We start from the raw sequence: 21,447 nt of genomic DNA, 5'->3' as shown, positions 1-21,447 counted from the left end.
TGCTGGAGATGGGGCCAGATCCACCGGTTGGACCTGCCCCATCACTGCCTCAGAAATTGAATTTCACGCCGGCGGTTGCCGCACGCGCGGTATTGCCCTTGCCAGCGACTTGCGCATCGAAGTTCAGCCACCACGACCAATGCTGGCCCAGCGAAGAGGTCAGGCCGATACCGACCCAGCCGCTGTCCTTGACCGGGTTGATGCCCTCGACGACGAAGTTTGCCGTCGGCTCGCCGACATAAGAAGCATTGAGGCCCAGGTCGCGACCACCGAACAGGTGCTGCCATAGCGCGTACCCGGACAGGGACGTGGTGCCAGCAGATGTCGACCAGCTGTAACCGAAGCGGCTGCCCAATTGCCCGATGCTTTCGTCGAGCGTCTGACTGCGGGCAGTGAGGCCGAACCCGCCAGCGCCCTGTTCGGTGAAGCCATCACGGTCGAGATGATTCAGACCCAGCGAGCCGAATGGCGTCACCGTCCAATGATCGGCCTTGATTGCGTAGCCGGCTTCGGCATAGGCGGAACTCAACTTATCGTCGCGCTTGGTACCGATACTTTGGGTGTCCAAACCCAGATACGCCGTGCGATCGACGGTCGAACGTACCCAGTCCTGACCGATGCGACCGGCAAGATAGGCGTCACCCAGACCCCAGCGTCCGTAGACCGATATGCCGGACGTTCTCGACGTGCTGCGCCCGATATCGCCGTTGTAGTCCGAGGTCATGCGATTCCAGCTGAAAGCCACGCCTATCGCCGAACTCTCACTTACGGCAGTATCCACACCGGCGACCGCGCCGCCGCCCGAGTAGCTGGCGCCAGCGAATCCCGGCGTCGCGAGATTGCCATCCGCTCCCGTCGCCTGCACCCATGCGCCACCCGGAGTGAAGAGCGGGTCGGCCAGGCGGTCGGCGATGGTGCGGCTGACGATATTTGCCTGCTGCAAGTTCAGCGCCTGCGACGATGCATGGATTTCACCGGAGAGGCTGGTGATCGATCGCGCCGCCGCTTGTATCGTGGGTGCGTATTCAAACTGGCCGGCTGCCGCGAGGAATGCGGATGACTCCGATGGTTTGGCCTGAACCTGACCGTCGAGTTGATGCAGCGCCTGCTCGACATGCTGAGCGGTCTCTTGAGCGCTGACAGCTGATACGGGCAAGGCAACAGAGGCTACTGTGGGAACCGATGACCGGGTCAGGGTGATGAATACGTTATTGGGAGCGTAGTTCAAGACGCCGCTGGAGAAGACGGAGTCCAGCGTGAGCGACGCAAATTGTCCCTGGACAAGCACGCCCGTAATCAACGGGTCGACCTCACTGGACAGATAGGTGCGATTGCCGCGGGTAACTGACAATGTGCCATCCAGCGAAGCGGTGCCGTTCACGGAGAGAATCTGATATGGCGTAATTTCCGTGATTGCCGTCGATGTTGCGGTGTAGTCGCCCTTCACCTGCAACGATCCGAGCCCGGTGCTCAACTTTCCGCTGTTGACGATGTTGCCCGTGATGGGAACGTTGGCTACCGTCACCGACAACGTGCCACCGCTGTTGATCGTGACATTGGATATGCCGCCCCATTGGGAAAGCTGCAGCACACCACCACCAACAGTGGTCGCTCCGTTGTACAGTATTTCCCCGCCGAGGATGAGGGTGCCGCCTCCTTCCTTGTCGAGCCCACCCGTACCCATCAACACGTTGTTGAAAGTCGAGGTGTAGCCGGTAGGGACGTTGGCAATAAAGACGCCCCAGTTCAACGCCCCTGGACCATTGACTGCACCACCTGCATTCAACAAGCCCCACCCAAAGATGTCCTGCTCACCCAGCGCATTGGCAGTGCCGAGGATAGTCTGTTGAACATTGCTTGCCGACATCCATGGAAATTGCTGCCAGACCATTGCCGCGACACCGGTGACCTGCGGTGCCGAGTTCGAGGTGCCGTCGGCTCCGCCGCTGGCGAACTGGGTGCCGGGTACCGGCGAAACATACGCAAGTCCCGGTGCCGATAGGCACCACATTTCGGCAACGCCGCAAGCATTTGACGTCTTGTCCAGGCCGATGACGTGCCCGTTGTTGTCCGTGGCAACGTTGACGACAGTGATCCAATTGTTTTTGAGGTCAGGAAACAGGGAAGGAAGGCCGCCCTCCAACTGTGGCTGTGCGGCGCCGTCGTTGCCTGCAGCAAATACTGCTAGACCATCGTGTTGAATAATGGGCGTGTAGAGCGAGTGTGTAATGCTGGCAGCCGATGTCGGATCGTTCTGCTGCCCAGCGAATTTGTCGATCGTAGTGTCGACGCCATAGGACATGTTGAATAGCCGGATGCCGGCATTGACCATGTCGCTGACTGCCTCACCGATGCGGTTAGGTGCCGTCGATGTCGAAGAATCGCGGATAACACGGGCGACATACATCTGCACCTGCGGAGCGACACCGCCCGGGAACGTCCATTGGCCGTCCGGTGCTACGTCTGGCGTGCCGCCCAGAATCTGGGCAATAACGGTACCGTGCCCGATCTTGTCGCCGGTACTGGTATCGGCGTCGTCCACGTAGTTCTTGTAACCGTAGATACGGCCGACTAATGCCGGGTTCGTCTCGATCACACCGGTGTCGAGAATGCCGACCTTGACGCCCTGACCTTCCAACAGATCAGTACCGTGCTGATTCTCGGAACGCGCCGGTGGAACATTAATAGGGTTGAGATGGTTGTAGAGCACTGCGGGCGGCGGCGGCGGTGGACCAGGAGGAGGGGCCGGAGCAGGTGCGGGAGCCGGTGCAGGTGCAGGTGCAGGTGCGGGAGCCGGTGCGGGAGCCGGTGCAGGTGCTGGAGCGGGCGCTGGCGCTACATACGGTGCGGGCGATGACGATTTGGATCCGCCACCACCGCCACATGCCGTCAAAGTCGCGCTGAGCGCAACGGTAATGGAAAGCGCAAGGGCATTGCGGCTCTGCATGTATCGCTCCATCTGAATTGAGTGCGGTAGGTACCCGAGTCCATCAGGTGCAATTCCGTATGCAGCCGCGCCCAACCGGCCATGCTTGGCCGTCGGTCAGTCATCATGCGTAATGTCCCCTGTTGCCGTTCGATCTCTGCCCTTATCCAGGCACAGGAAATCGACGTCAACGTAATATTTTCAGATTAGCGGGTAGTCGTCCAGCGCTGCGCAAGATCGTTTTTTCTTGCGGCATGCAATCATTGTTTGGACGCAGGCTCCAATCGCAGTCAACGATAGAGGAGGCCTTGTAGGGCCTTCTTCCATGGAGCTGGCGTGGGCACACGTCTTGCGAGATCGGCCCACGCGTTACGCTACAGGCGCACTAGTAAAACGCTATACGGAGGCGATCCAGACAGCGGAATATCACGCTTTCCCGGCATTTTATCGTCCCAGGGACGAGCCTGAAGTCATGACGAATCAGCGCTGAAATAGCGCTTTGAATTTCAAGCCTGGCCATTGGTGCTCCCAGGCAGTAATGAATGCCATGGGCAAATGCGACATGGTGTTTTGCGTTGCGGGTAACGTCGAAGCGGTTCGGATCGAGAAACGCGTCCGGGTCCCGATTGGCTGCGGACAAAAAGAAGATGACCGAATCGCCGCGGGGGGATCGTTGTACCGCTGATATCGAGGTCTTCCAGGGCCACGCGCGCAGCCACGCGTAGCGCGCCGTCGTAACGCAGGAACCCCTCAACGGCGTTGTCCATCAACTCAGGTTTTTCACGCAGCAGGAAAAGCTGATCGGGATTCCTGAGCAGCGCAAGTACGCTGCTGGATATGACACTTGTTGTCGTTTCGAAGCCCGCTCATGTGAGCCGCATTTTTGCGACCGAGTGTTTTATGTTTCATAGGCGCCCGCCATAAGATGGCTTTTAGGTCAGGGAATTGCCGAGCGCTTCGCGTAGTAAAGCTCAACGATTCCCACTTTCTGCCAGGCTCCATCCCAAAGCGAGCAATGACATGGTGCCCATCGCCAGGAACATGCCCATGGCGGGTACCGATAGTTCTCCAGCCAGCCAATCCTTCCAGCCCATCTGAAGCATCGGCACATCAGTCAGGCTGAGCCAACATGTCGCCGCGCCCGCCAGCCCGCCCAGCCATAGCGGCCATGCAGTGCGTCGGCGACGCGGCGGTATATGGCGCATCACCCGTTCGCTGAAACCATCGTCCGCCACTGGCCCCTCGAATTGCCGGCGCAACAGCGCCTCGATCTCGTCGTCATGCGGTTCGTTCATAAGGCCTCCTCCGTGCTGGCGGCATCACGCCATGCCGCCAGCCATGTCTTCAATTTTGCCTTGCCACGCGTGGCATGCGTTTTTACCGTGCCCAGAGGCATCGCCAATACATAGGCGGCTTCTTCATGGCTGAGACCCAGCTGCACGCAATGCAACAGCACCGCCTGCTCAGCGGCGGACAAGCGCTGCATGGCGCGTTCAAGGTCGAGTCGAAGATCCATACCGCCTGTCGTCGCCGACAGCTGCTCCATCGTTTCGTCGTCGACACCGTCGTGGCGCACGGGGCTCCGACGTGTCTGCAGGAAACAGGTATAAGCAATGCGGTAAAGCCAGCTGGAAAAGCGCGCTTCGCCGCGGAACTGGTCCAGCTTTCGCCAGGCCAGCATGAATGTTTCCTGCGCAAGATCGTCTGCCGCGGCCTCGTCGCCGTGCAGCAGTCGACGCAACTGCGCGCGGATCATGCCTTGATGTCGACGCACCAATTGCTCGAAAGCTCTACGGTCGCCGTCGAGCCGTATACGTGCCACCAGCGCCTGGTCGATACGCGCCTCGGCGGCGCTATCAGCCACGCGCATCTCCTCGCCGGTTCAACCACCAACTGGTTAGGTAACCCAGGCCGATCATCAGCGGTAGCAGGCCGATGCCCCACAGGTGGCCGATGCCCAGGCCGTTATCGAGCTGGCCCGGCAAGGACAGGAACATCGCCATCAATCCCAGACCGCCGCCGATCAGCACCAGCCCTCGTCTGCGCTCGTCCGACGACCCTTGCGGTTCCAGCAGAAGTTCTGGCGACAGTTCGACGCCCTTGTCGGCCAGTTCTATCAGCGTGCGGTAACGCGCCTGTGCCTGCAGGTAGCGATAGCGCAACACGATCAGGACGATGATCACAGGGGCCGACATCACGACAAAGGGAATGAAAAGGAATTCCATGGTCTTGCTCCAGAGGATGTATCGAACCGGTAGGCCTGGTAACGGATGATGGGGCCAGGCGCTTTCCGAAACTCAGTTTTTCGCGCCTTCGGCGGCAAGGAGGTCGGCGATCTTCTCGACAAGCAGCCAGTGTTGCGACGGCCCCTCGTTACTGGTCAAGGCGACGGCCGCACCCGTTTCCCAGACCATTTCCAGGTTGGCAGTGGTGCCCTCGATGCCTCCCTGGTGACCACGGATGTAACGTCCGTGCGAGAGCCGCTCGTCGATGCCTGCGCCGATGGCGCCGGGGCCAGCTGGCACGGTGTCCTCGAACATCTTCGCCAACGTGGTGGCATTGACCAGCTTGCCTCCGTGCAAGGCCTTGGCGAACCGCAGCAGATCGGCATTGGTGGAATAGCCGCCACCTGCGGGACTGCCTTTGTAAATGCCCTGCGCCCAGTTCGCCTTCCACGTTTGGGAGAACATCCCATCATCGTGGTAGTAGCCGACGGCAAGCCCAGGCGTAATTTCGTCCCCGCTGTCGAAGCCGCTGGATGTCATCTGCGAGGGTTCGAAAATATGATGCTGGATATAGTCGAAGTAACTTTCACCGGAAACGTTCTCGATGATGCGGCCGAGCAGAATGTAGCCGGCGTTGCTATAGCTCAGCTCCTTGCCCGGATCGCCCAGCCTGGGCTGGCGGGCGATGAGCTCCAGATAGTCCACCGGGTTGACGTAGCGTCCGGCGTGCTCGAAATACTCCGGCACCATGAAATCGCCCAGGCCCGAGGTATGGTGCAGGAGTTGCCACACGGTGATTTTCTTCGCCACAGCCTGGTCGGGATATTCCGGAACCCGTGTCGCCAGCGTGTCGTCCCATGACAGCTTGCCGGCCTCCACCAGCTGCGCGATGGCCACCGCGGTGAACATCTTGCCGGTCGAAGCAATGTGGAACTTAGTCTGGTGATCAACCGGCATATGGAAGCTGCGTTCGGCAAGGCCGCGGCACTCGTCGAACACGGTGTCGCGCCCATCGAACACGGTCACACAACCGGAGAAGTCGGACACGCTCACCAGCCGGTCCAGCAGGCCATGTATCTGTTTCCCCAACTCCGCATGCGATACCGGTCCCTTGGGCCAGTTGTCGTAAAGCGGATCGTCCATCGGGACCAGCATCGCCTGCGCGAGTTGGTCCGGGTGCGCGGTATCGGCGTTTAGCCAGAATAGCCCCGCCTGCCCGTTGCGACGTCCTTTGACGGCGACTTCAAGCATGCCCGGCTGATGCGGATCGGTGCGCACATCGATTATGTCCAGGCCGCCGCTGTCGCGCGCCGCCGAGACCAGGTTGGTGACAAAGGTTGCCTTGTCGTCGGGGGCGATAGATGGCGACAGGGCATCAGGCGCCCATTGCCGGATGCGTGAGGGACCGTCTGCATTGATGTGGCGGATCAACTCGCCGGCGAGTTTGCCCACCGGGGTATCAGGTAGTTGCGCATGATTGGACTGCGCGGCCATGGAGGGGGACGTGGCACAAAGCAGTGCGGCACAAGCGTAAACGGGAGCACGTCGGAACGCGTGGATCGCGATCCTTGCGATAGGGAAGCGGTCGATCATGAAGGACGCTCTGTGGGTCACCGGCCGACATGGCGGTATCTACCACTTAGATGCAGTGACCCCTCCGATTGGATTCAGCGTGGCCGATTTTGAGCGGATGAGTGTGCTGTGTTTGCCCACCGACACCCGTGGAAACGAGCCTAGTCCGATACACCAAGCAAAATCGATCGGACCAGTTTGTACTCTTCGAGCCTCGCGTAGTCGCGTTCCGTGGGTTCGGGTATCCGCGACAGATCCATGTTTTCCGCGTTGTCGGCAAGCTTTACCAGGCGCGCCATGGGATCCAGCTTTGCCCGATGTGCCGCATCGAGCCGGGATTCGCCCTGGCGCTTGGTCAATGCATCGACAGCCGAGACGACTTCCGGCTGGAAGCCCTCCGCCCTGAGGGCTTCCAGCGTCACGGCGGAGTCCTCGACCACGTCGTGGAGCACGGCGGCCATTCTCTCCGTCGTCGAGTTCATTCGGAACATCACTCGAAGCGGGTGAAGAATATAGGGTTGCCCCGCTTTATCGACCTGGCCAGCATGAGCTTCCGCAGCGATGGCTATGGCTCGTTCAAGAGTCGCCATGTGTTCTCCGTTGAATCAAATAGGTGACCCTGTCTCTAAGGGTCTCAATGGCCCCTCGACGCGCGGCATGCAGCGGACTTCCACACCGTATAGCCGAGCGAGACAACAATACTTGCGCCGACCGCAGTCATGGAGGCAATCCTTGCGAACTCCTGCGGCGCGAAGGCCCATAGCGCGGCCCATGCCAGAAACGCCAGCGTCATGGCCCAACTGCTCACGCGCCTCACCGCCTGCGCCAATGTCGCGTGGTGGAGAGAGCGGGGCGGTGGTCCATACATCTTCGGGATGAGGTTGCAGTAGGCCGCCATGGCCAGACCAAGGATGACGTTGTACCCACGCATCACCAGCGCGGCGTCGATCCATCCTTGCCTGCGGGCCAGCGCGAGCAACAGCGAAGCGCCAATCATGATCGCCCCGAGTTTGAGACCCAGGAGGATGTCCTGTCTGACACGCGGATGGAGTTTCTCGCTCATGGGTCGGCTCCTTTTCGGGTTCGTTTGGGTTGGGCCACGCCAGCGGCATCCGATGACGTGCGCTCTCCCGTGCCGATGCCGAACAGCTGGGTAAAGCCCAGCAGTGCGTCTTCGAGCACCGACAACTTCAACTGATAAATGATGGTCGTGCCGATCTTGTTGGCCTCGATCAGGTCGGCCTCGCGCAGCACCGCAAAATGCGCCGACATGGTTGGCCGCGACACCGCGAAATGCTCCGATAGCTCTCCCGCGCTCATCGGACGCTGGCGCAGCAACTCCAGCACTCTGCGGCGGGTAGGGTCGGCCAGGGCTTTGAAGACGGCGTTCATTGTTGATATTTAGCTAAACATCTAAATTAGAGTCAAGTAAAATCTCGCCGATCGATTAAGTCGTTGTCTGTGCGAAGATTTCATGGCGTTGAGGGCTGAGTTCACGTGTGCTTCTGGGGCGTCCGCGGCAGATTCGATCATATCTAGTGAACACTAAGAGCGGCCCTGATCAGTTGGGCGCGCTCCTCGTCGAGCACCGCGACACATGCCGACCGAACATCCTCAGAGCCATTCCCTTTGGCGGCCAGGGCCGCTTCATAGCTGCATTCGCTGGCTACGTATTTCGAGAAAGCGCTGGACGCGCGATGGAGTGCCGTCATCGCCTCTGTCGGATACTCCGGAAAGCTCCGCTCGTCAGCGGATGCGCGGATAGCCTCGCTCGCTGCTTTTTCTGCCTGCCCCAGGTTTGCCTGCGCCACCCTGGCTCGGACTTCAACGCAAGCGCTCATGCCAGCGTGGCCGTGACCCTTCCAGCAATCATTGATGACCGAGACAACGGAATCCCTGGACAGGATCGAACCTTCCGACGCTAAAAGCAGCAAAGCGGTAGCAAACAACACTGACACTCCCTGAGCCGTTGAGGCGTGACCGAACTGTTGCAGATTGTGCCTGCATCGGCTCGGGAGCAGGAGATTTAGGACACCTAAGAATGGGTGCCCCCCATTGAATACTGGATGTCCCGTTCCCGGGCGTTTCCACATGGACGCTGTCGACAAGCGATCAAGGCTATTTGAGCCAGCTGGCAGTAAAATTCCAGAGACAACACGAGCCAAAGCGCCTTCGCAGCGAATATCCTCTCACGTGGTCGGGTCATACACATCCCGACGCAAGTCAGTGGGCCGGAGAGCTGCGCGAGGCGGCAATAGAACAAAAGAAAAATTTGATCGTCGATACCACGCTGGCTAACGGCGATCATGCTGTCGCGCTTATCAACCATCTCCAGGCGAATGGCTATGACGTCGAAGTTCGCGCCATGGCAGCGCATCGCCTGGAAAGCGAGCTAGGTGTCGACGAACGCTTACCCGATCAGTTGATAAGGTCGGGTACCGTATCAACCTAATTGGGCCATCCCCGCAGTGCAGTGGACACCGTTCTGTAGAGATCATCGCGGCTGGCGCCCGATTGCGCATCTACCGCGAGACCCCAGCCCATCGCCAATACAAAGCGACTTAGCGCGTCGACATCCTCATCGGCGCGCAGGTCTCCCGCGGCCTGCGCCTGTTCCAACCGCTTGAGCAACCTGGCGCGTCGGCCGGCGCGTAACGTGGAAAGTTTTTGCCGGATCGGCACGGCACTGTCGGCACACGGCAGCGCGCAGTTCATTGCCAGACAACCCGCGGGATAGTCCGGGTCGGTGTAGAGATCGGCAAGCCGGTACAACATCATCTCGACGGCGCCGCGTATCGTCGGTTGCGTCAGTGCTTCTTCGGCATACAGCAGCCGGGTCTTCCAGTAGTGATCCAGCACGCGCTCGAACAAACCTTCCTTGCTCTTGAACGCAAAGTAGAAGCTCGGCGGCGTTATGCCCATGGCCTGGGTCAAATCGGCGAGCGACGTCAGCTCGTAGCCGTTGCGCCAGAACAGCCGCATGGCCACATCCGTGGCCTGATCGATATCGAATACCCGCTCTCGCGCCATATACGGCCTCCGGAATGCTGCCGTCTGATAAATATAGTGAGCACTATACAACGTCGCCCGGTCGGGCCTAATATAGCGATCGTTACATAAAGACAACGACCCGCCATTCCCACCTGAGAGCCGCCATGCAATACACATCCTTCGGCCGCACCGGCCTGACTGTCTCGCGCCTTTGCCTGGGCACAGGAACCTTCGGCAAACAGACCGATGAGGCCGAGTCCTTCCGGATCTTCGACATGGCCGCCGAGGCGGGCGTGAATTTCATCGACACCGCGGACATGTATCCGGCGGGCGTCGGTTTCGATGAGCGCGGCCGCTCCGAGGAGTTCACCGGGCGCTGGCTCAAGGGTAAGCGTAACCGCTTCATTCTCGCCTCCAAGGCAGGCGGCGGCATGGGGCCATTGCCTTGGGATCAAGGCACGTCACGCAAGCATCTGCTCGACGCGGTGGATGCCTCGTTGCGGCGATTGGCGGTCGATTACATCGACCTCTATCAACTGCACATGGACGATGCAGCGACGCCGCTCGACGAAACCATCGAAGCACTCGATGCGATCGTGCGTTCCGGCAAGGTGCGCTATATCGGCGTATCGAATTTCCTGGCTTATCGGCTGGCGCGTGCGCTTGGCCGCCAGGATGCGCTGCGACTGGCGCGTTACGTCTCGGTGCAGCCCCGTTACAACCTGCTGTTTCGCGAGATCGAGCGCGAACTGCTGCCGCTGGCTACCGAAGAGCATCTTGCAGTGATTCCATTCAACCCGCTCGCGGGTGGGTTGCTGACCGATCGCTACCAGTTGCAGGACAGCCCCGAGACAGGGCGTTTTTCGGCCGAGCTCGGACAGTTCGGAGCCATGTATCAGCAACGCTATTGGCATCAGCGGGAGTTCGAGAGCATCGCAAAGCTGCGCGATATCGCCGCTCAAACCGGCGAACCGCTGGCTAGACTGGCGATCGCCTGGAACCTCGCCAACCCCGCGATCACCTCGGTCATTCTGGGCGCGAGTCGTGCGGAGCAACTGCGCGACACATTGACCGCCGCCGACTATGCCTTGCCGGCATCGGTCAAAGCCGAATTCGACGAGGTCACCATCGAGTACCGCCGCGGTGACGCGGGCAAATAGAGGATGAGATGCGGGATCCGGTCACGGCTACCATATAGTTGACTAAGTCAACTATATGGAGTGAGATAGGGCCTCTCCCGTGAGGTGCGCCATGACCGGAAATTTACTGAGCGACCAGGCTGAAGCCGTTCGCAGCTTCAATCGGTTTTATACCCGGCAGATCGGGGTTCTCGATGAAGGTCTTCTGGCCAGCCCGTTCTCGTTGACGCAGGCTCGCGTCCTGTTCGAGCTAGGTACCCGCAAGGCTGTGACGGCGCGCGAGATCGGCGACACCCTGGGCCTGGATGCGGGTTATTTGAGCCGCATGGTGCAGAACTTCGTCACGCAGGGCCTCATTCATCGCGAGCCATCCGCCCAGGATGGCCGGCAGATCGTTCTGTCACTCACCCCGGAAGGGAAGAAAGCTTTTCGGCAACTCGATCGAAAATCTCATGCGGTCACGGCCGAACAACTGTCCAAGCTGTCGCCGGCGCAACGCGAGCGGCTGTTGCTGCTGATGCAGGGCGTCCAGCGCACACTGTCGCCTGAAGTCGGCCATGGCAGCGTGACCATCCGACAGCACCGCGCCGGTGACATCGGCTGGGCTATCGAACGCCACGGCCAGATCTACACCGAACAATTCGGCTGGAACGAAGACTTCGAAGCCTTGGTCGCCACGCTGTTCGCCCAGTTTGCGACCAGGCACGATCCTGCAACGGAACGTTGCTGGATCGCCGAAGTGGACGGCGAGCGAGTAGGTTGCGTATTCATCGTTCGCAATACTGACGACCCCACCGTCGCTCAACTACGTTGCCTGCTTGTCGATCCGAAGGGCCGCGGCCTGGGCGTCGGCAAACGCCTTGTCGACGAATGCCTGGCATTCGCGAAGGCCGCCGGTTACGCCAAGATGATGTTGTGGACCAACGATGTGCTGACATCGGCGCGTCGCATCTACGAAGCGGCTGGCTTTACGCTTGCCAAAGAGGAGCGTCATCATAGTTTTGGCCACGATCTGGTGGGTCAGATCTGGATGCGGGATCTCTAACCAGACCTCGGTCAATGGCTTTGTCTGGAGGGACGAGCGGGAGGACGCTGGCGGTGGCTCTTTTTACGGTGGGCATCAGCGACATAAGCCCCGCATCTAAGGGAAATGCGCGCCTTGCGTTTCGCCATGATTCGTCTTGTCGTCGTACTCGAGCTCCAGCCTGTGATGAGCATCGATGACCGCAGCGATAAGATCGTTGATCTGCTGGGCCAGTATCTGGCAGTCGGCTGCAGGGCCAAGGGATTTCGCGCGAGCCAACATCTCCTGTTGTGCGTCTTCGCCTATTTCAAAGTGCCCATTCTCATGGGTTCTTAGCGCAGCGATATAGCGCTCCCATTGCTGCACGAGCTGTGGTGAAGGGCGTTTGGGCTGAACCCAGTGGGGCAACGTCATGTCGACTTTCAGCGTTGCGTCGAACTGCTCGAGCACGCAGCGGCTTCCATCGATTCGCCAGCGATAGGCGGTCTGAATCTTCCATTCGGTTACGCCTTGCATCCGACGGCCCTGCAGAATGAGCGGACTGTTCCTGTCCAGGTCGCGCGCAATCTCGTTTACCGTCGACCCGTGTACATCATAGGTATGGATCGTCAATGGTTCTGTCGCGTCCGTGGCGTGCAAGCCCGAACAGAAAATCGCTGCCGCCATAAACATTGCTTTACGCAAGCTATCCCCCGGATCAAAAGCCTACCTAGCCAGCTTGCCCGCAAATCTGGTCGACAGCAACGAGACGGGCCATGCCGGATTGGTTACAGTCATCAGCTTGTCTGGCCTGACGATACAGACCATCTTCGAGTGGAGCTCTTCAGTGACGAGCTGGATGACCGGCATTTGCAAAACAAACGGCGTCGATATCCATTACGTGAGAACCGGCGGGTCGAAGCCTCCTTTGGTTTTGCTCCATGGATTGACCGGCGACGGCGCTTGCTGGAGCCGTTTGGCGTGGGCGCTCGAAGATGAGTACGACGTTGTGATGCCCGACGCCAGGGGGCATGGGAGTTCAAGCACACCGCTCCATGGCTATCGCTACGAAGACTATGCGAGCGACGTCGTCGGGCTTATTCATGGGCTAGGACTAGCCGATCCGTTTTTGCTGGGACATTCGATGGGCGGTATGACCGCGACCGTCGTGGCGAGCCAAAGCACAGTGGCCACTCGCGGTGTCGTCCTTGCCGACCCTACGTTTCTGCACCCTGAGCGCCAGCGCGAAGTCCATGCGAGCGATGTCGTCGAGCAGCATCGCCGACTTCTGGGTTCGGACAAGGCCGATGTACTGGCGCAAGCGCGGGCTCGACATCCGCGGCGCCCGCCCGACGTCGTCGAACTTGTTGTCGAGGCGAGATTGAAAACTCGAATCGCCGCATTTGACGTGCTTACGCCACCCAACCCTGAGTACCGTCAGTTAATGAGCAGCTTGAGTGTCCCGATCCTGCTGATCGTTGGGGATAACGGCGCCGTTGTGTCCATGGAAACGGCAAGAGAACTGCAGGACCTGAACCCGCGCGTCAAGGTCGAGCAGATACGAGATGCTGGCCATGGGCTTGTTTATGACCAACCCGAGCGTTTTGAAAGGGTGGTCAGATCGTTCCTTCGATCGGTGCTTGCTCAAGCCTCGGACCAGACCGCCAGTTCGTAGCCATCGGCATCTGTGAAATGGAAGCGTCGTCCACCCGGGAAGTCGAAGGTGGGACGGACGATGCGGCCACCGGCGGCTTCGATGCCAGCTTGCGTTGAATCGAGATCGTTCGAGTACAGGACGACGAGCGCGCCACCTGGCTGCGGTGTGCCATGGTAAAAGCCACCCGTGAGTCGGCCGTCGCGAAACTCGCAGTAATCGGGGCCGTAATCCTGGAATGTCCAGTTGAACGCTTGGCCATAAAAGGCTTTTGCGGCCTCGATGGAAGCGACGGCAAACTCGAGGTAATCGATGCGGTGATGTTGATCGGCGCGGGACATGACGGGCTCGGGAAGAGAGGCGAGGCGTCATTGTTATCTATTGCACGGCGCGGTGCATGCTGTGCTCCATGATTCTTCAGGAGATATCTGACACCTTTCCTATCCGTCATTCCGGCGCAGGCCGGAATCCATTCCTCAACGCCGATGCTCGCCACCTGCTGCCTGACATGCGAGGACTGAGGAATGGATCCCGGCCTGCGCCGGGATGACGATAACGGTGAGGTTCTCAAGGCTTCAGCCGCGAGCCACTCGTTTACTCACTGAGCAGGCGCAACACTGCTTTTCTTGAAAGTAAGCCAAAGCCCCGACAACAGGAAATACACGCCACCGAACGCCGCATACGGTGCAAGCTGAGCGATACCTGGCGCGACATGAAAAGCCTGGATGCAGAACACGACACCGGCCAAGGCCGACTGTGCGCCGCTGATCATCATGAAAACCTGGCCGCCGAGCTTGCGGCGCCGAATGCCCACCGCCAGCTGAAAGAGCCCCGCCAGCAGCGCCCAGATACCGAACACCAGCACGCCTCCTGCGTTGCCGCGCAGGGTAACGGCTATCGCCATGCACACTGCGGTGATCACGCTCGTGAGCGCATTGAATTTCTGCCCGGGGTTGGCTTGAAGACCGCCGTTGCGTCGAGCGTCGATGACGTTGGCTACGGCATCCCACAGCGGGTAAAGCACCAGCAAGACGCCCGCGACGGGCATCGGCGCGGAAGCAGACAGGAAGGCGAGCGCGACCCAGACGAAGGCGACACCGGCGCGCAGAAAGTAGAAGTTTCGAAGTGAGTTCATGGGGAGGTATCCGTAAGAGTGGCATCAACCTACTAGTAGGTAGATACTCGTGTCAACTAAATCCTACTGACACCTCAGAATTAACGGACCGAGAAGGGCCCCTGCACCACTACCTACCAAGTGGTAGGATTGCACCCATGACGACCCAGCAAAAACTCATCGACTCGGCCAGGCACCTCATCCAGACCCGGGGCTACAACGGCTTCAGCTATGCCGATGTCGCCGAAGAGGTACAGGTACGCAAGGCCAGCATCCATCATCACTTCCCGGCGAAGTCCGACCTGGCTCATGCGGTGATCGAACAGTCCCGCGCGGTGATCGTCGAGCAGACGCGCATGCTGGCGGGCGGCGCCTTCGATCCGGATGAGCAATTGCGCATGTACACCGGCTACTGGGAAAAGTGCATCGCGGATGCGTCGGCACCGTTCTGCGTGGCGGGCATGCTCGCCAGCGAACTGCCCACGTTGCCCAGCGAGCTTGCCAACGATGTGCGCGCGCACTTCCGCGACCTGTCGAACTGGTTGGAAATCGTCTTCACGCGGGGCGCGCAGATGGGCCGCTTCGAGCTGCAAGGCTCGGCTCGTCAGGAGGCAGAAGTATTTATGGCGATGGTCTACGGCGCCATGCTCGCCGCGCGTGCCTATGGCGATCCGCAAGTCTTTGCCGACATTGTTGCGAACGGGTTGAACAGGCTCGCGCCGTCGGGTAAGAACAAAAGCGGTGCATCTCGCGCACGTCGATGATATCGATCAAGGGGAAGGGCAGTTCATGAAACTTATCCAGGCCATCGTTGTGACCGCCACCGCCGTGATAAGCCTCGGCGGCGCCATGCTCTCGTGGGCAGCAGACGAAAGTTACGACAGCACCTCGGTCTTCGGAGGCAATCTCCCCTCCGGATATCGCGACTGGAAGCTGATCTCCGTAGCTCACGAAGAAGGCAAGCTCAACGACATCCGCGCCATTCTCGGCAACGACATTGCCGTCAAAGCCTATCGCGAAGGAAAACTGCCCTTCCCGGACGGCGCCATCATTGCCCGCATCGCATGGAGCTATGTGCCGTCGGAGGAAAATAATCGCGCCTTTGGCCGCGCCCAGTCATTCGTCGCGGGCACCCCCACGAACGTCCAGTTCATGGTCAAGAATTCGCACGACTATGCGTCGACCGGTGGCTGGGGCTACACGCAGTTCAGCGGTGGCAAGTCCACGCATGTGGATGTCCAGGCTTGCTATGGCTGCCATGTGCCGGTGAAGGATCGCGACTTTCTCTTTACGCGTTATTCGCCTTGAAGAATTGCCATCGCTGACGAGCGGATCTTGCCGATGCATCCTTTACCGAAAAACGTGCGGCCTGCCACGAGGCCTTGCGCATGATCATTTCCGATGGCGACCTGGACGACCTGCGCGTCATTGACCTGCTTGGCTTCCATCTTCGAAGCATGCAGGGAAACTCCCCGCCGGGAAGCGTCTATGCGCTGGATCTGTCCGGCCTGAAGCGCCCGGACATTTCGTTTTTCACCGCATGGGACGGCGAACAGCTGCTTGGCTGCGGCGCGCTGCGGGAGCTTTCTCCGGCCCATGGCGAGATCAAGTCGATGCGTACGGCGCCGCAGCATTTGCGCAGGGGCGTCGCTGCCGCGCTGCTTGACCATGTGCTCGCTATCGCGACACGGCGCGGTTATGAGCGGCTCAGCCTGGAGACCGGCTCTGGCGAAGCGTTTGATCCTGCGATCGCCATGTATCGGCGCTTTGGTTTCGCCAAGGGCGATGCCTTCGGCGACTACGTTGCCAGTGACTTCAACCAGTTCTTTCATCTGACGCTACCGCCCCTGCCCTGAACGGCTATTCGAGGCTTCCATCAAGGCCGAAGCGGAGTCAAGTTCGCTATGCTGCAACCGTGGCGCCGTGGTCGCGCCCAGGGGCGGGAAGAGCGAGCCTGGCCTGCTTCGAAAATCGACACCGTTATCCGTTCTGACGAGCCAAGGAACGTTGTGATCCAAGTGAACCGCCTCATGGACAAAGAGCTTCGCACGCGCCATGGATGAACAGGAGGCGGGTTCCAGTCGGATCACCATCGCGCTTATCGCCGGCCTTGTGCTGGTCACCTTGGCGGCACTCTACCCCTTGCCTTCCAGGCAGCTGGCGGCAGCGCCCAAGGTCGCCCTACCGGCCCGGCCCATAATGCCTACGGTCGAGCTGTGGGTGAGCACGGCCGATCGCCGATTGAAACTGATGCAGCAGCCCGACATCGAAATGAGCGCACGCGGCTCGTCGGACGCTGACGTGGTTATCGATGTCCACAAGACGTATCAGGCCATGGTGGGGTTTGGAGCGGCGATGACGGATTCGTCAGCGTGGCTGATCCAGAACAAGCTCAATGCATTCCAGCGCGATGCGCTGCTGCACGAGCTGTATGGGCGTCCGCCCAATATCGACCTGAACATGATGCGCCTGACCATCGGCGCCTCGGATTTCTCGCTGCAGCCTTACACCCTGGACGATGTCCCCGCCGGTCAGACCGACCTGCAGCTCGAGCATTTCAATGTCGCGCCGAACTTGCTCGACGTGATACCGACAGTGCGCCAGGTGCTTTCCATCGACCCGCAGCTGCACATCGTCGCGACATCATGGAGCGCACCGGCATGGATGAAGAGCAACGAGAACCTTATTGGCGGCTCACTGCTGGAACAGTACGAAAGCGTCTATGCGGACTACCTCGTCAAGTACATCGACGCTTACCGTAGCCATGGGATTCCGATCTTTGCGCTGACCTTGCAGAACGAACCCGCCTTCGTGCCGCTCACCTATCCAGGCATGGGCATGACGGCGGAGCAGCGGACGCGTCTGATCGCGCAATACGTCGGCCCCAGGCTGGCAAGCCGCAAGCCGGCGACACGCATCATGGAATGGGACCACAACTGGAGCCACCCCGAGCAGCCATCGAGCGTGTTGTCCGACCCGGATGCCGCGCGTTACATCGACAGCGTCGCCTGGCATTGCTATGAGGGCAGCCCCTATGCCCAGAGCCGACTGCATCGTGCGTTTCCTCAAAAAGATACCTATATCACCGAGTGTTCCGGCGGCGATTGGGCGTCGAGCGTTCACGGCGAGCTGCTGTGGTTTTCGCGCGATCTGTTGATCGCCGGAATCAGGCAGTGGGCCCGTGGCGTTATCTACTGGAACTTGGCGCTCGACGAGAATTACGGTCCGCATTTTGGCGGCTGCGCCACCTGTAAAGGCATGGTTACCATCGACTCGCGTACCGGAGCGGTGAGCCGCAACGACTATTATTACGCGATAGCGCATTTCAGCCGCTTTGTTTTACCCGGCGCCCTGCGAGTGAGGTCCACCGAAACCGACAAGGGCATCGCCAATGTGGCATTCCAGAATACGGTCGATGGTTCGATCGTGCTGGTGCTGGTGAACAGCAACAAGGAAGCGCACCCCATGTCTGTCGCGGACGACAACTACCGCTTCGAGTACACGGTGCCAGCGCAAAGCGTGGTGACCTTCGTGTGGAGTCCGGATCAGGGCATCGGAGTGATACGGCGCGCGCTTTGGTGGCTGAAGGGCAGGCAGCGGCCAGATGATGCCGACGGAGTGAACTAGACGCATCTGCTGGTTGCGCCATGACGGGAATCTTTTGGCACGAATGCCAAAAAAGCCCGGTTTAGATCGTGACAAATGCGCTCCTCGTTGGGATACTCCGATGTCCTTGCGAGGTGGAATCGGTATGAATCGTCGCGACTTGCTCAAGGGTATGTCCCTGCTCTCCGGTGCGGTAGCGTTTGGACGGCCATTCATTTCGGCGGCCGCTGAAGCTGCAGCTTCTGACAAGACTGTCGCGAAAATCGCCCAGCCCATCAGAGGCCTTCGGCGTGTCGCCGGGAGCCTACGGCAACCGATCCGTCTCACACTCGAATCCGACGCCGCGCACGATGCGGTGATCACGTCGATCGATGGTGTCGAGGTGGATCGACGATCGCTGGCCGCAGGCAAGCAGACGTTCGACGTTTTTGTCGATCCCGTGTCTCAGCCTGCAAACGTCTCCGTTTCTGTCCGTCTGGGCCGTGCCGTTCTCAATGAGTCGGTTGCGTTGCGGCCCGTTCGCAAGATGCAGGTCTATGTGCTGCCTCATTCTCATCATGACCTGGGTTATACCGAGATGCAGGCCGATGTCGAGGAAAGGCAGATGCGCAATATCGCGCTGGGCATCGACCTGGCGCGCAAGACAGCCGGCTATCCCGAAGGGTCGCGCTTCGTGTGGAATCTCGAAGTGCTCTGGGGCGCGGACCTGTATATGAAGCGCAAATCCGCGACGGAGAAGGCCGAGTTTCTTGATGCAGTCCGCAAGGGGTGGATCGCGCTCAACGGGTCGTATGCAAACGAGCTGACAGGATTGTGCCGGCCCGAGGAACTGTTGCAGTTGTTCCGCTATGGCACCGAGCTGTCCGATGCTACCGGCATAAAGATCGACTCGGCGATGATGAGCGACGTGCCCGGCTATACCTGGGGCACTGTCGACGCGATGGCCCAGGCGGGCATCCGCTATTTCTCCGCGGCGCCAAACTACTTCGATCGCATCGGTCGCTTTATGGACACGTTGCAGGACAAGCCATTCTGGTGGGTCTCGAAATCCGGAAAGGACAAAGTGCTGTTCTGGATCCCATGGACCGGGTACGCCATGTCGCATGTCATGGCGGCGAACGACGAATGGGTCGGCACGTACCAGGAACGCATGGACGAGGTCCGCTTTCCCTACGATATCTCTTACGTCCGCTGGGCTGGACACGGCGACAACGCTGAACCCGATCCCGGCATCGCGGAATTTGTCCGCACGTGGAACGAGACCTATGAATGGCCAAAGTTCACGATCGCATCGACGAGCACAGCGTTCGCGGCGTTCGAACGGCGCTACGGTGGGCAGTTGCCGCAGCTGCAAGGCGACCTGACGCCTTATTGGGAAGATGGCGCGGCGTCTTCCGCGCTTGAGACGGCCATCAACCGAAACACGGCGGACCGCCTGACGCAGGCGGCAACCTTGCTTGCACTGACTCATCCTGACGCCTACAAAGCGGCTTCCTTCAAGGATGCCTGGCGTGATGTGTTGCTCTACTCCGAGCACACGTGGGGTGCGGCTGCGAGCGTAACGCAGCCGGAGGCCGCCATGACGGTCAACCAATGGAGCGTAAAACGTGAGTTTGCGCTGGAGGGCGAGCGCAAGTCGCAGGCGCTGTTTGCGCTCGCGGACAAGAAGGCCGGCGCGAGGCAGAAAAGCGTTGATGTCATCAACACTTCTTCCTGGACGCGCGGCGGCGTGGTGCTGATCTCGCCTGCGCTTTCAACAGCCGGCGATCGTGTCGTCGATGCGCATGGCCATCCTCTGCCTTCGCAACGTTTGTCGAGCGGCGAACTGGCTGTTCTGATTCCTTCGGTTGCTGGGTTCGGATCATCTCGCTTCACGGTGACGTCGGGATCGCCTGCCGCGCCGTCATCACCCGTGGTGTTTCAAGATGGTGAATTACGCAATAGCTTGCTTCGCGCGCGCATGGATCCCGTCTCCGGCGACATCACCGAGCTGACGATGGATGGAGACAACGGAAATCTGGTCGACAGCCGGGCCGGATGGGCGTTGAACGAGTTCGTGCTGCTGCAAGGTGAGGATGTTCAGCATCTCGGCAAGAGCGGGGCCGCAACGATTACCGTCGAGGAGCACGGGCCGTTGGTTGTCACCTTGCGTGTGGCATCGAGCGCTCCGCTGTGCAAGAGCCTTGTACGACGTATCCGTCTTACCGCCGATCAGGACTTTCTGGAGCTTTACAACACCGTCGACAAGCAGCGTGCCGACTATGCAAAGACGGCGGACAAGAACGGCCGCCATCCGGTCCTGAAGGAAAGCCTGCAGTTCGCCTTTCCATTCGCCGTACCGGATGGGCAGCTGACCGTGGATGGCGCCTTCGCCCATGTTCGGCCGGAACTCGATCAACTCCCGGGCTCGTGCAAGAACTGGATGCCGGTAGGCCGTTGGGTCGATGTTTCCAATGCGTCCGTTGGCGTCACCTGGGTAACACTCGATGCACCGCTTATCGAGGTCGGCGGCATTACCGCTACGAAGCTGAATTCGCAGACCAATCCTGAAGTGTGGATGCGTCATCTGGACCCGACCCAGACATTCTTTTCGTGGGTCATGAACAATCACTGGGGCACCAATTACCGCGCCTGGCAGGAAGGTCCCGTTACCTTCCGTTATGCACTAAGGCCGCATCGAGGTGCGGATTTTGCCGAAGCAAGCCGGTTCGCCACCGGCCTGAGCCAGCCGCTGGTGGTGGTTGGCGCAACGGAAACGGCCATTTCCCACGAACCGCTATTGCAGGTCGAGCCTTCGGACATTCTGGTTCAGGAGTTCAAGCCAAGTGACGACGGCAAGGCGTGGATCGTTCGTCTATTCAATGCATCGGGCAAGACGGCGAACGCGCGTATGACATGGTCGCAAGGTGCGCGGGTAGGTAAGACGACACGGAGCAATCTTGCAGAACAATCGCTCGAAGCGCTTTCGAATGAGTTTTCGATGGTGGCGAGCGAGCTAGTGACGGTGAGAACGACGGCGCGCAGTGGTTGAGGTTTATGTTCGCGCGTGCGGATCTTTCGCCTTAACAAAAAAGCCCCCCTCACTCCGACCCTCTCCCCCGGCAGAGCCAGGGGAGAGGGAGCTAGGTTGCGCAAATGCGAAACATTGAGGTTCCCTCAGTAGGCCCCCTCTCCCCTGGCTTCGCCGGGGGAGAGGGTTGGGGTGAGGGGGCGCTCT

The 21,447-nt window shown here is 59.9% G+C and carries 22 protein-coding genes; 9 read left to right on the top strand and 13 right to left on the bottom strand.

Annotated elements, in window-relative coordinates; all coding sequences use genetic code 11:
* Positions 1-49 precede the first annotated feature (49 nt).
* The 9 genes from QMG46_RS02335 to QMG46_RS02295 all read right to left on the bottom strand — a co-directional run bounded on the left by QMG46_RS02335 (position 50) and on the right by QMG46_RS02295 (position 8,675).
* Positions 50-2,947: an autotransporter domain-containing protein gene (locus QMG46_RS02335; RefSeq protein WP_281850835.1), complete on the bottom strand. Its 2,898-nt coding sequence runs from the start codon at positions 2,945-2,947 to the stop codon at positions 50-52.
* A gap of 950 nt (positions 2,948-3,897) precedes the next feature.
* The gene (locus QMG46_RS02330) at positions 3,898-4,221 is read right to left on the bottom strand and encodes a DUF5056 domain-containing protein (protein WP_281850834.1); all 324 of its coding nucleotides are present in this window, start codon (positions 4,219-4,221) and stop codon (positions 3,898-3,900) included.
* Positions 4,218-4,790 carry an RNA polymerase sigma factor gene (locus tag QMG46_RS02325; protein WP_281850833.1) on the bottom strand — a complete coding sequence of 191 codons (573 nt, stop codon included), beginning with the start codon at positions 4,788-4,790 and terminating at the stop codon, positions 4,218-4,220. The genes QMG46_RS02330 and QMG46_RS02325 overlap by 4 nt, the downstream gene beginning before the upstream one ends.
* The gene (locus QMG46_RS02320) at positions 4,783-5,151 is read right to left on the bottom strand and encodes a DUF6249 domain-containing protein (protein ID WP_281850832.1); all 369 of its coding nucleotides are present in this window, start codon (positions 5,149-5,151) and stop codon (positions 4,783-4,785) included. The genes QMG46_RS02325 and QMG46_RS02320 overlap by 8 nt, the downstream gene beginning before the upstream one ends.
* A 72-nt stretch (positions 5,152-5,223) precedes the next feature.
* Entirely contained in the window at positions 5,224-6,645 is a 1,422-nt protein-coding gene (locus QMG46_RS02315) for a serine hydrolase domain-containing protein (protein WP_281850831.1), read from the bottom strand.
* A gap of 239 nt (positions 6,646-6,884) precedes the next feature.
* Positions 6,885-7,313 (bottom strand): HD domain-containing protein, encoded by a 429-nt coding sequence (locus QMG46_RS02310; protein WP_281850830.1) that lies wholly within the window; start codon positions 7,311-7,313, stop codon positions 6,885-6,887.
* A gap of 44 nt (positions 7,314-7,357) precedes the next feature.
* Positions 7,358-7,786: a hypothetical protein gene (locus QMG46_RS02305; RefSeq protein WP_281850829.1), complete on the bottom strand. Its 429-nt coding sequence runs from the start codon at positions 7,784-7,786 to the stop codon at positions 7,358-7,360.
* A complete protein-coding gene (locus QMG46_RS02300) occupies positions 7,783-8,115 on the bottom strand; it encodes an autorepressor SdpR family transcription factor (protein WP_281850828.1) in 333 nt (110 codons plus the stop codon). Before QMG46_RS02300 ends, QMG46_RS02305 begins: the two co-directional genes overlap by 4 nt.
* A 143-nt stretch (positions 8,116-8,258) precedes the next feature.
* Positions 8,259-8,675, bottom strand: a complete 417-nt coding sequence (locus QMG46_RS02295; protein WP_281850827.1) for a lysozyme inhibitor LprI family protein — start codon at positions 8,673-8,675, stop codon at positions 8,259-8,261.
* 170 nt (positions 8,676-8,845) lie between these two features.
* Between QMG46_RS02295 and QMG46_RS02290 the strand changes: the two genes are divergently transcribed.
* The gene (locus QMG46_RS02290) at positions 8,846-9,175 is read left to right on the top strand and encodes a zeta toxin family protein (RefSeq protein WP_345781783.1); all 330 of its coding nucleotides are present in this window, start codon (positions 8,846-8,848) and stop codon (positions 9,173-9,175) included.
* Here the strand turns inward: QMG46_RS02290 and QMG46_RS02285 are convergent.
* Complete coding sequence (locus QMG46_RS02285) at positions 9,172-9,753, bottom strand: TetR/AcrR family transcriptional regulator (RefSeq protein WP_281850826.1); 582 nt, start codon at positions 9,751-9,753, stop codon at positions 9,172-9,174. The two genes, QMG46_RS02290 and QMG46_RS02285, sit on opposite strands and share 4 nt — an antisense overlap.
* 125 nt (positions 9,754-9,878) lie before the next feature.
* Between QMG46_RS02285 and QMG46_RS02280 the strand changes: the two genes are divergently transcribed.
* Entirely contained in the window at positions 9,879-10,874 is a 996-nt protein-coding gene (locus QMG46_RS02280; protein ID WP_281850825.1) for an aldo/keto reductase, read from the top strand.
* 91 nt (positions 10,875-10,965) lie between these two features.
* Positions 10,966-11,898 carry a bifunctional helix-turn-helix transcriptional regulator/GNAT family N-acetyltransferase gene (locus QMG46_RS02275; RefSeq protein WP_281850824.1) on the top strand — a complete coding sequence of 311 codons (933 nt, stop codon included), beginning with the start codon at positions 10,966-10,968 and terminating at the stop codon, positions 11,896-11,898.
* A 96-nt stretch (positions 11,899-11,994) separates the two neighbouring features.
* On the opposite strand, the gene QMG46_RS02270 is transcribed toward QMG46_RS02275, so the two are convergent.
* The gene (locus QMG46_RS02270) at positions 11,995-12,561 is read right to left on the bottom strand and encodes a DUF922 domain-containing protein (protein ID WP_281850823.1); all 567 of its coding nucleotides are present in this window, start codon (positions 12,559-12,561) and stop codon (positions 11,995-11,997) included.
* Positions 12,562-12,595: 34 nt separating this feature from the next.
* On the opposite strand from QMG46_RS02270, the gene QMG46_RS02265 reads away from it, so the two are divergent.
* Positions 12,596-13,531, top strand: coding sequence for an alpha/beta fold hydrolase (locus QMG46_RS02265; protein ID WP_281850822.1), 936 nt, complete (start codon positions 12,596-12,598; stop codon positions 13,529-13,531).
* Here the strand turns inward: QMG46_RS02265 and QMG46_RS02260 are convergent.
* Both QMG46_RS02260 and QMG46_RS02255 read right to left on the bottom strand, forming a co-directional pair.
* Positions 13,501-13,851 (bottom strand): VOC family protein, encoded by a 351-nt coding sequence (locus QMG46_RS02260; protein WP_281850821.1) that lies wholly within the window; start codon positions 13,849-13,851, stop codon positions 13,501-13,503. The genes QMG46_RS02265 and QMG46_RS02260 overlap by 31 nt on opposite strands.
* 257 nt (positions 13,852-14,108) lie before the next feature.
* A complete protein-coding gene (locus QMG46_RS02255) occupies positions 14,109-14,645 on the bottom strand; it encodes a hypothetical protein (protein ID WP_281850820.1) in 537 nt (178 codons plus the stop codon).
* A 137-nt stretch (positions 14,646-14,782) separates the two neighbouring features.
* Between QMG46_RS02255 and QMG46_RS02250 the strand changes: the two genes are divergently transcribed.
* The 5 genes from QMG46_RS02250 (at position 14,783) to QMG46_RS02230 (ending at position 21,261) form a co-directional block, all read left to right on the top strand.
* Positions 14,783-15,388, top strand: a complete 606-nt coding sequence (locus QMG46_RS02250; protein WP_281850819.1) for a TetR/AcrR family transcriptional regulator — start codon at positions 14,783-14,785, stop codon at positions 15,386-15,388.
* A 25-nt stretch (positions 15,389-15,413) separates the two neighbouring features.
* Positions 15,414-15,932 (top strand): cytochrome P460 family protein, encoded by a 519-nt coding sequence (locus QMG46_RS02245; RefSeq protein ID WP_281850818.1) that lies wholly within the window; start codon positions 15,414-15,416, stop codon positions 15,930-15,932.
* 80 nt (positions 15,933-16,012) lie between these two features.
* Positions 16,013-16,480: a GNAT family N-acetyltransferase gene (locus QMG46_RS02240; protein WP_281850817.1), complete on the top strand. Its 468-nt coding sequence runs from the start codon at positions 16,013-16,015 to the stop codon at positions 16,478-16,480.
* A gap of 199 nt (positions 16,481-16,679) precedes the next feature.
* Entirely contained in the window at positions 16,680-18,251 is a 1,572-nt protein-coding gene (locus QMG46_RS02235) for a glycoside hydrolase family 30 protein (protein WP_281850816.1), read from the top strand.
* A gap of 124 nt (positions 18,252-18,375) precedes the next feature.
* Entirely contained in the window at positions 18,376-21,261 is a 2,886-nt protein-coding gene (locus QMG46_RS02230) for a glycoside hydrolase family 38 N-terminal domain-containing protein (RefSeq protein ID WP_281850815.1), read from the top strand.
* The last annotated feature ends 186 nt before the right edge of the window (positions 21,262-21,447 follow it).

The organism is Dyella sp. GSA-30 (assembly GCF_027924605.1).
GTDB lineage: Bacteria > Pseudomonadota > Gammaproteobacteria > Xanthomonadales > Rhodanobacteraceae > GSA-30.
Note: the sequence above shows the minus strand (reverse complement) of the source record. Positions and strands in the feature narration are given on the sequence as shown.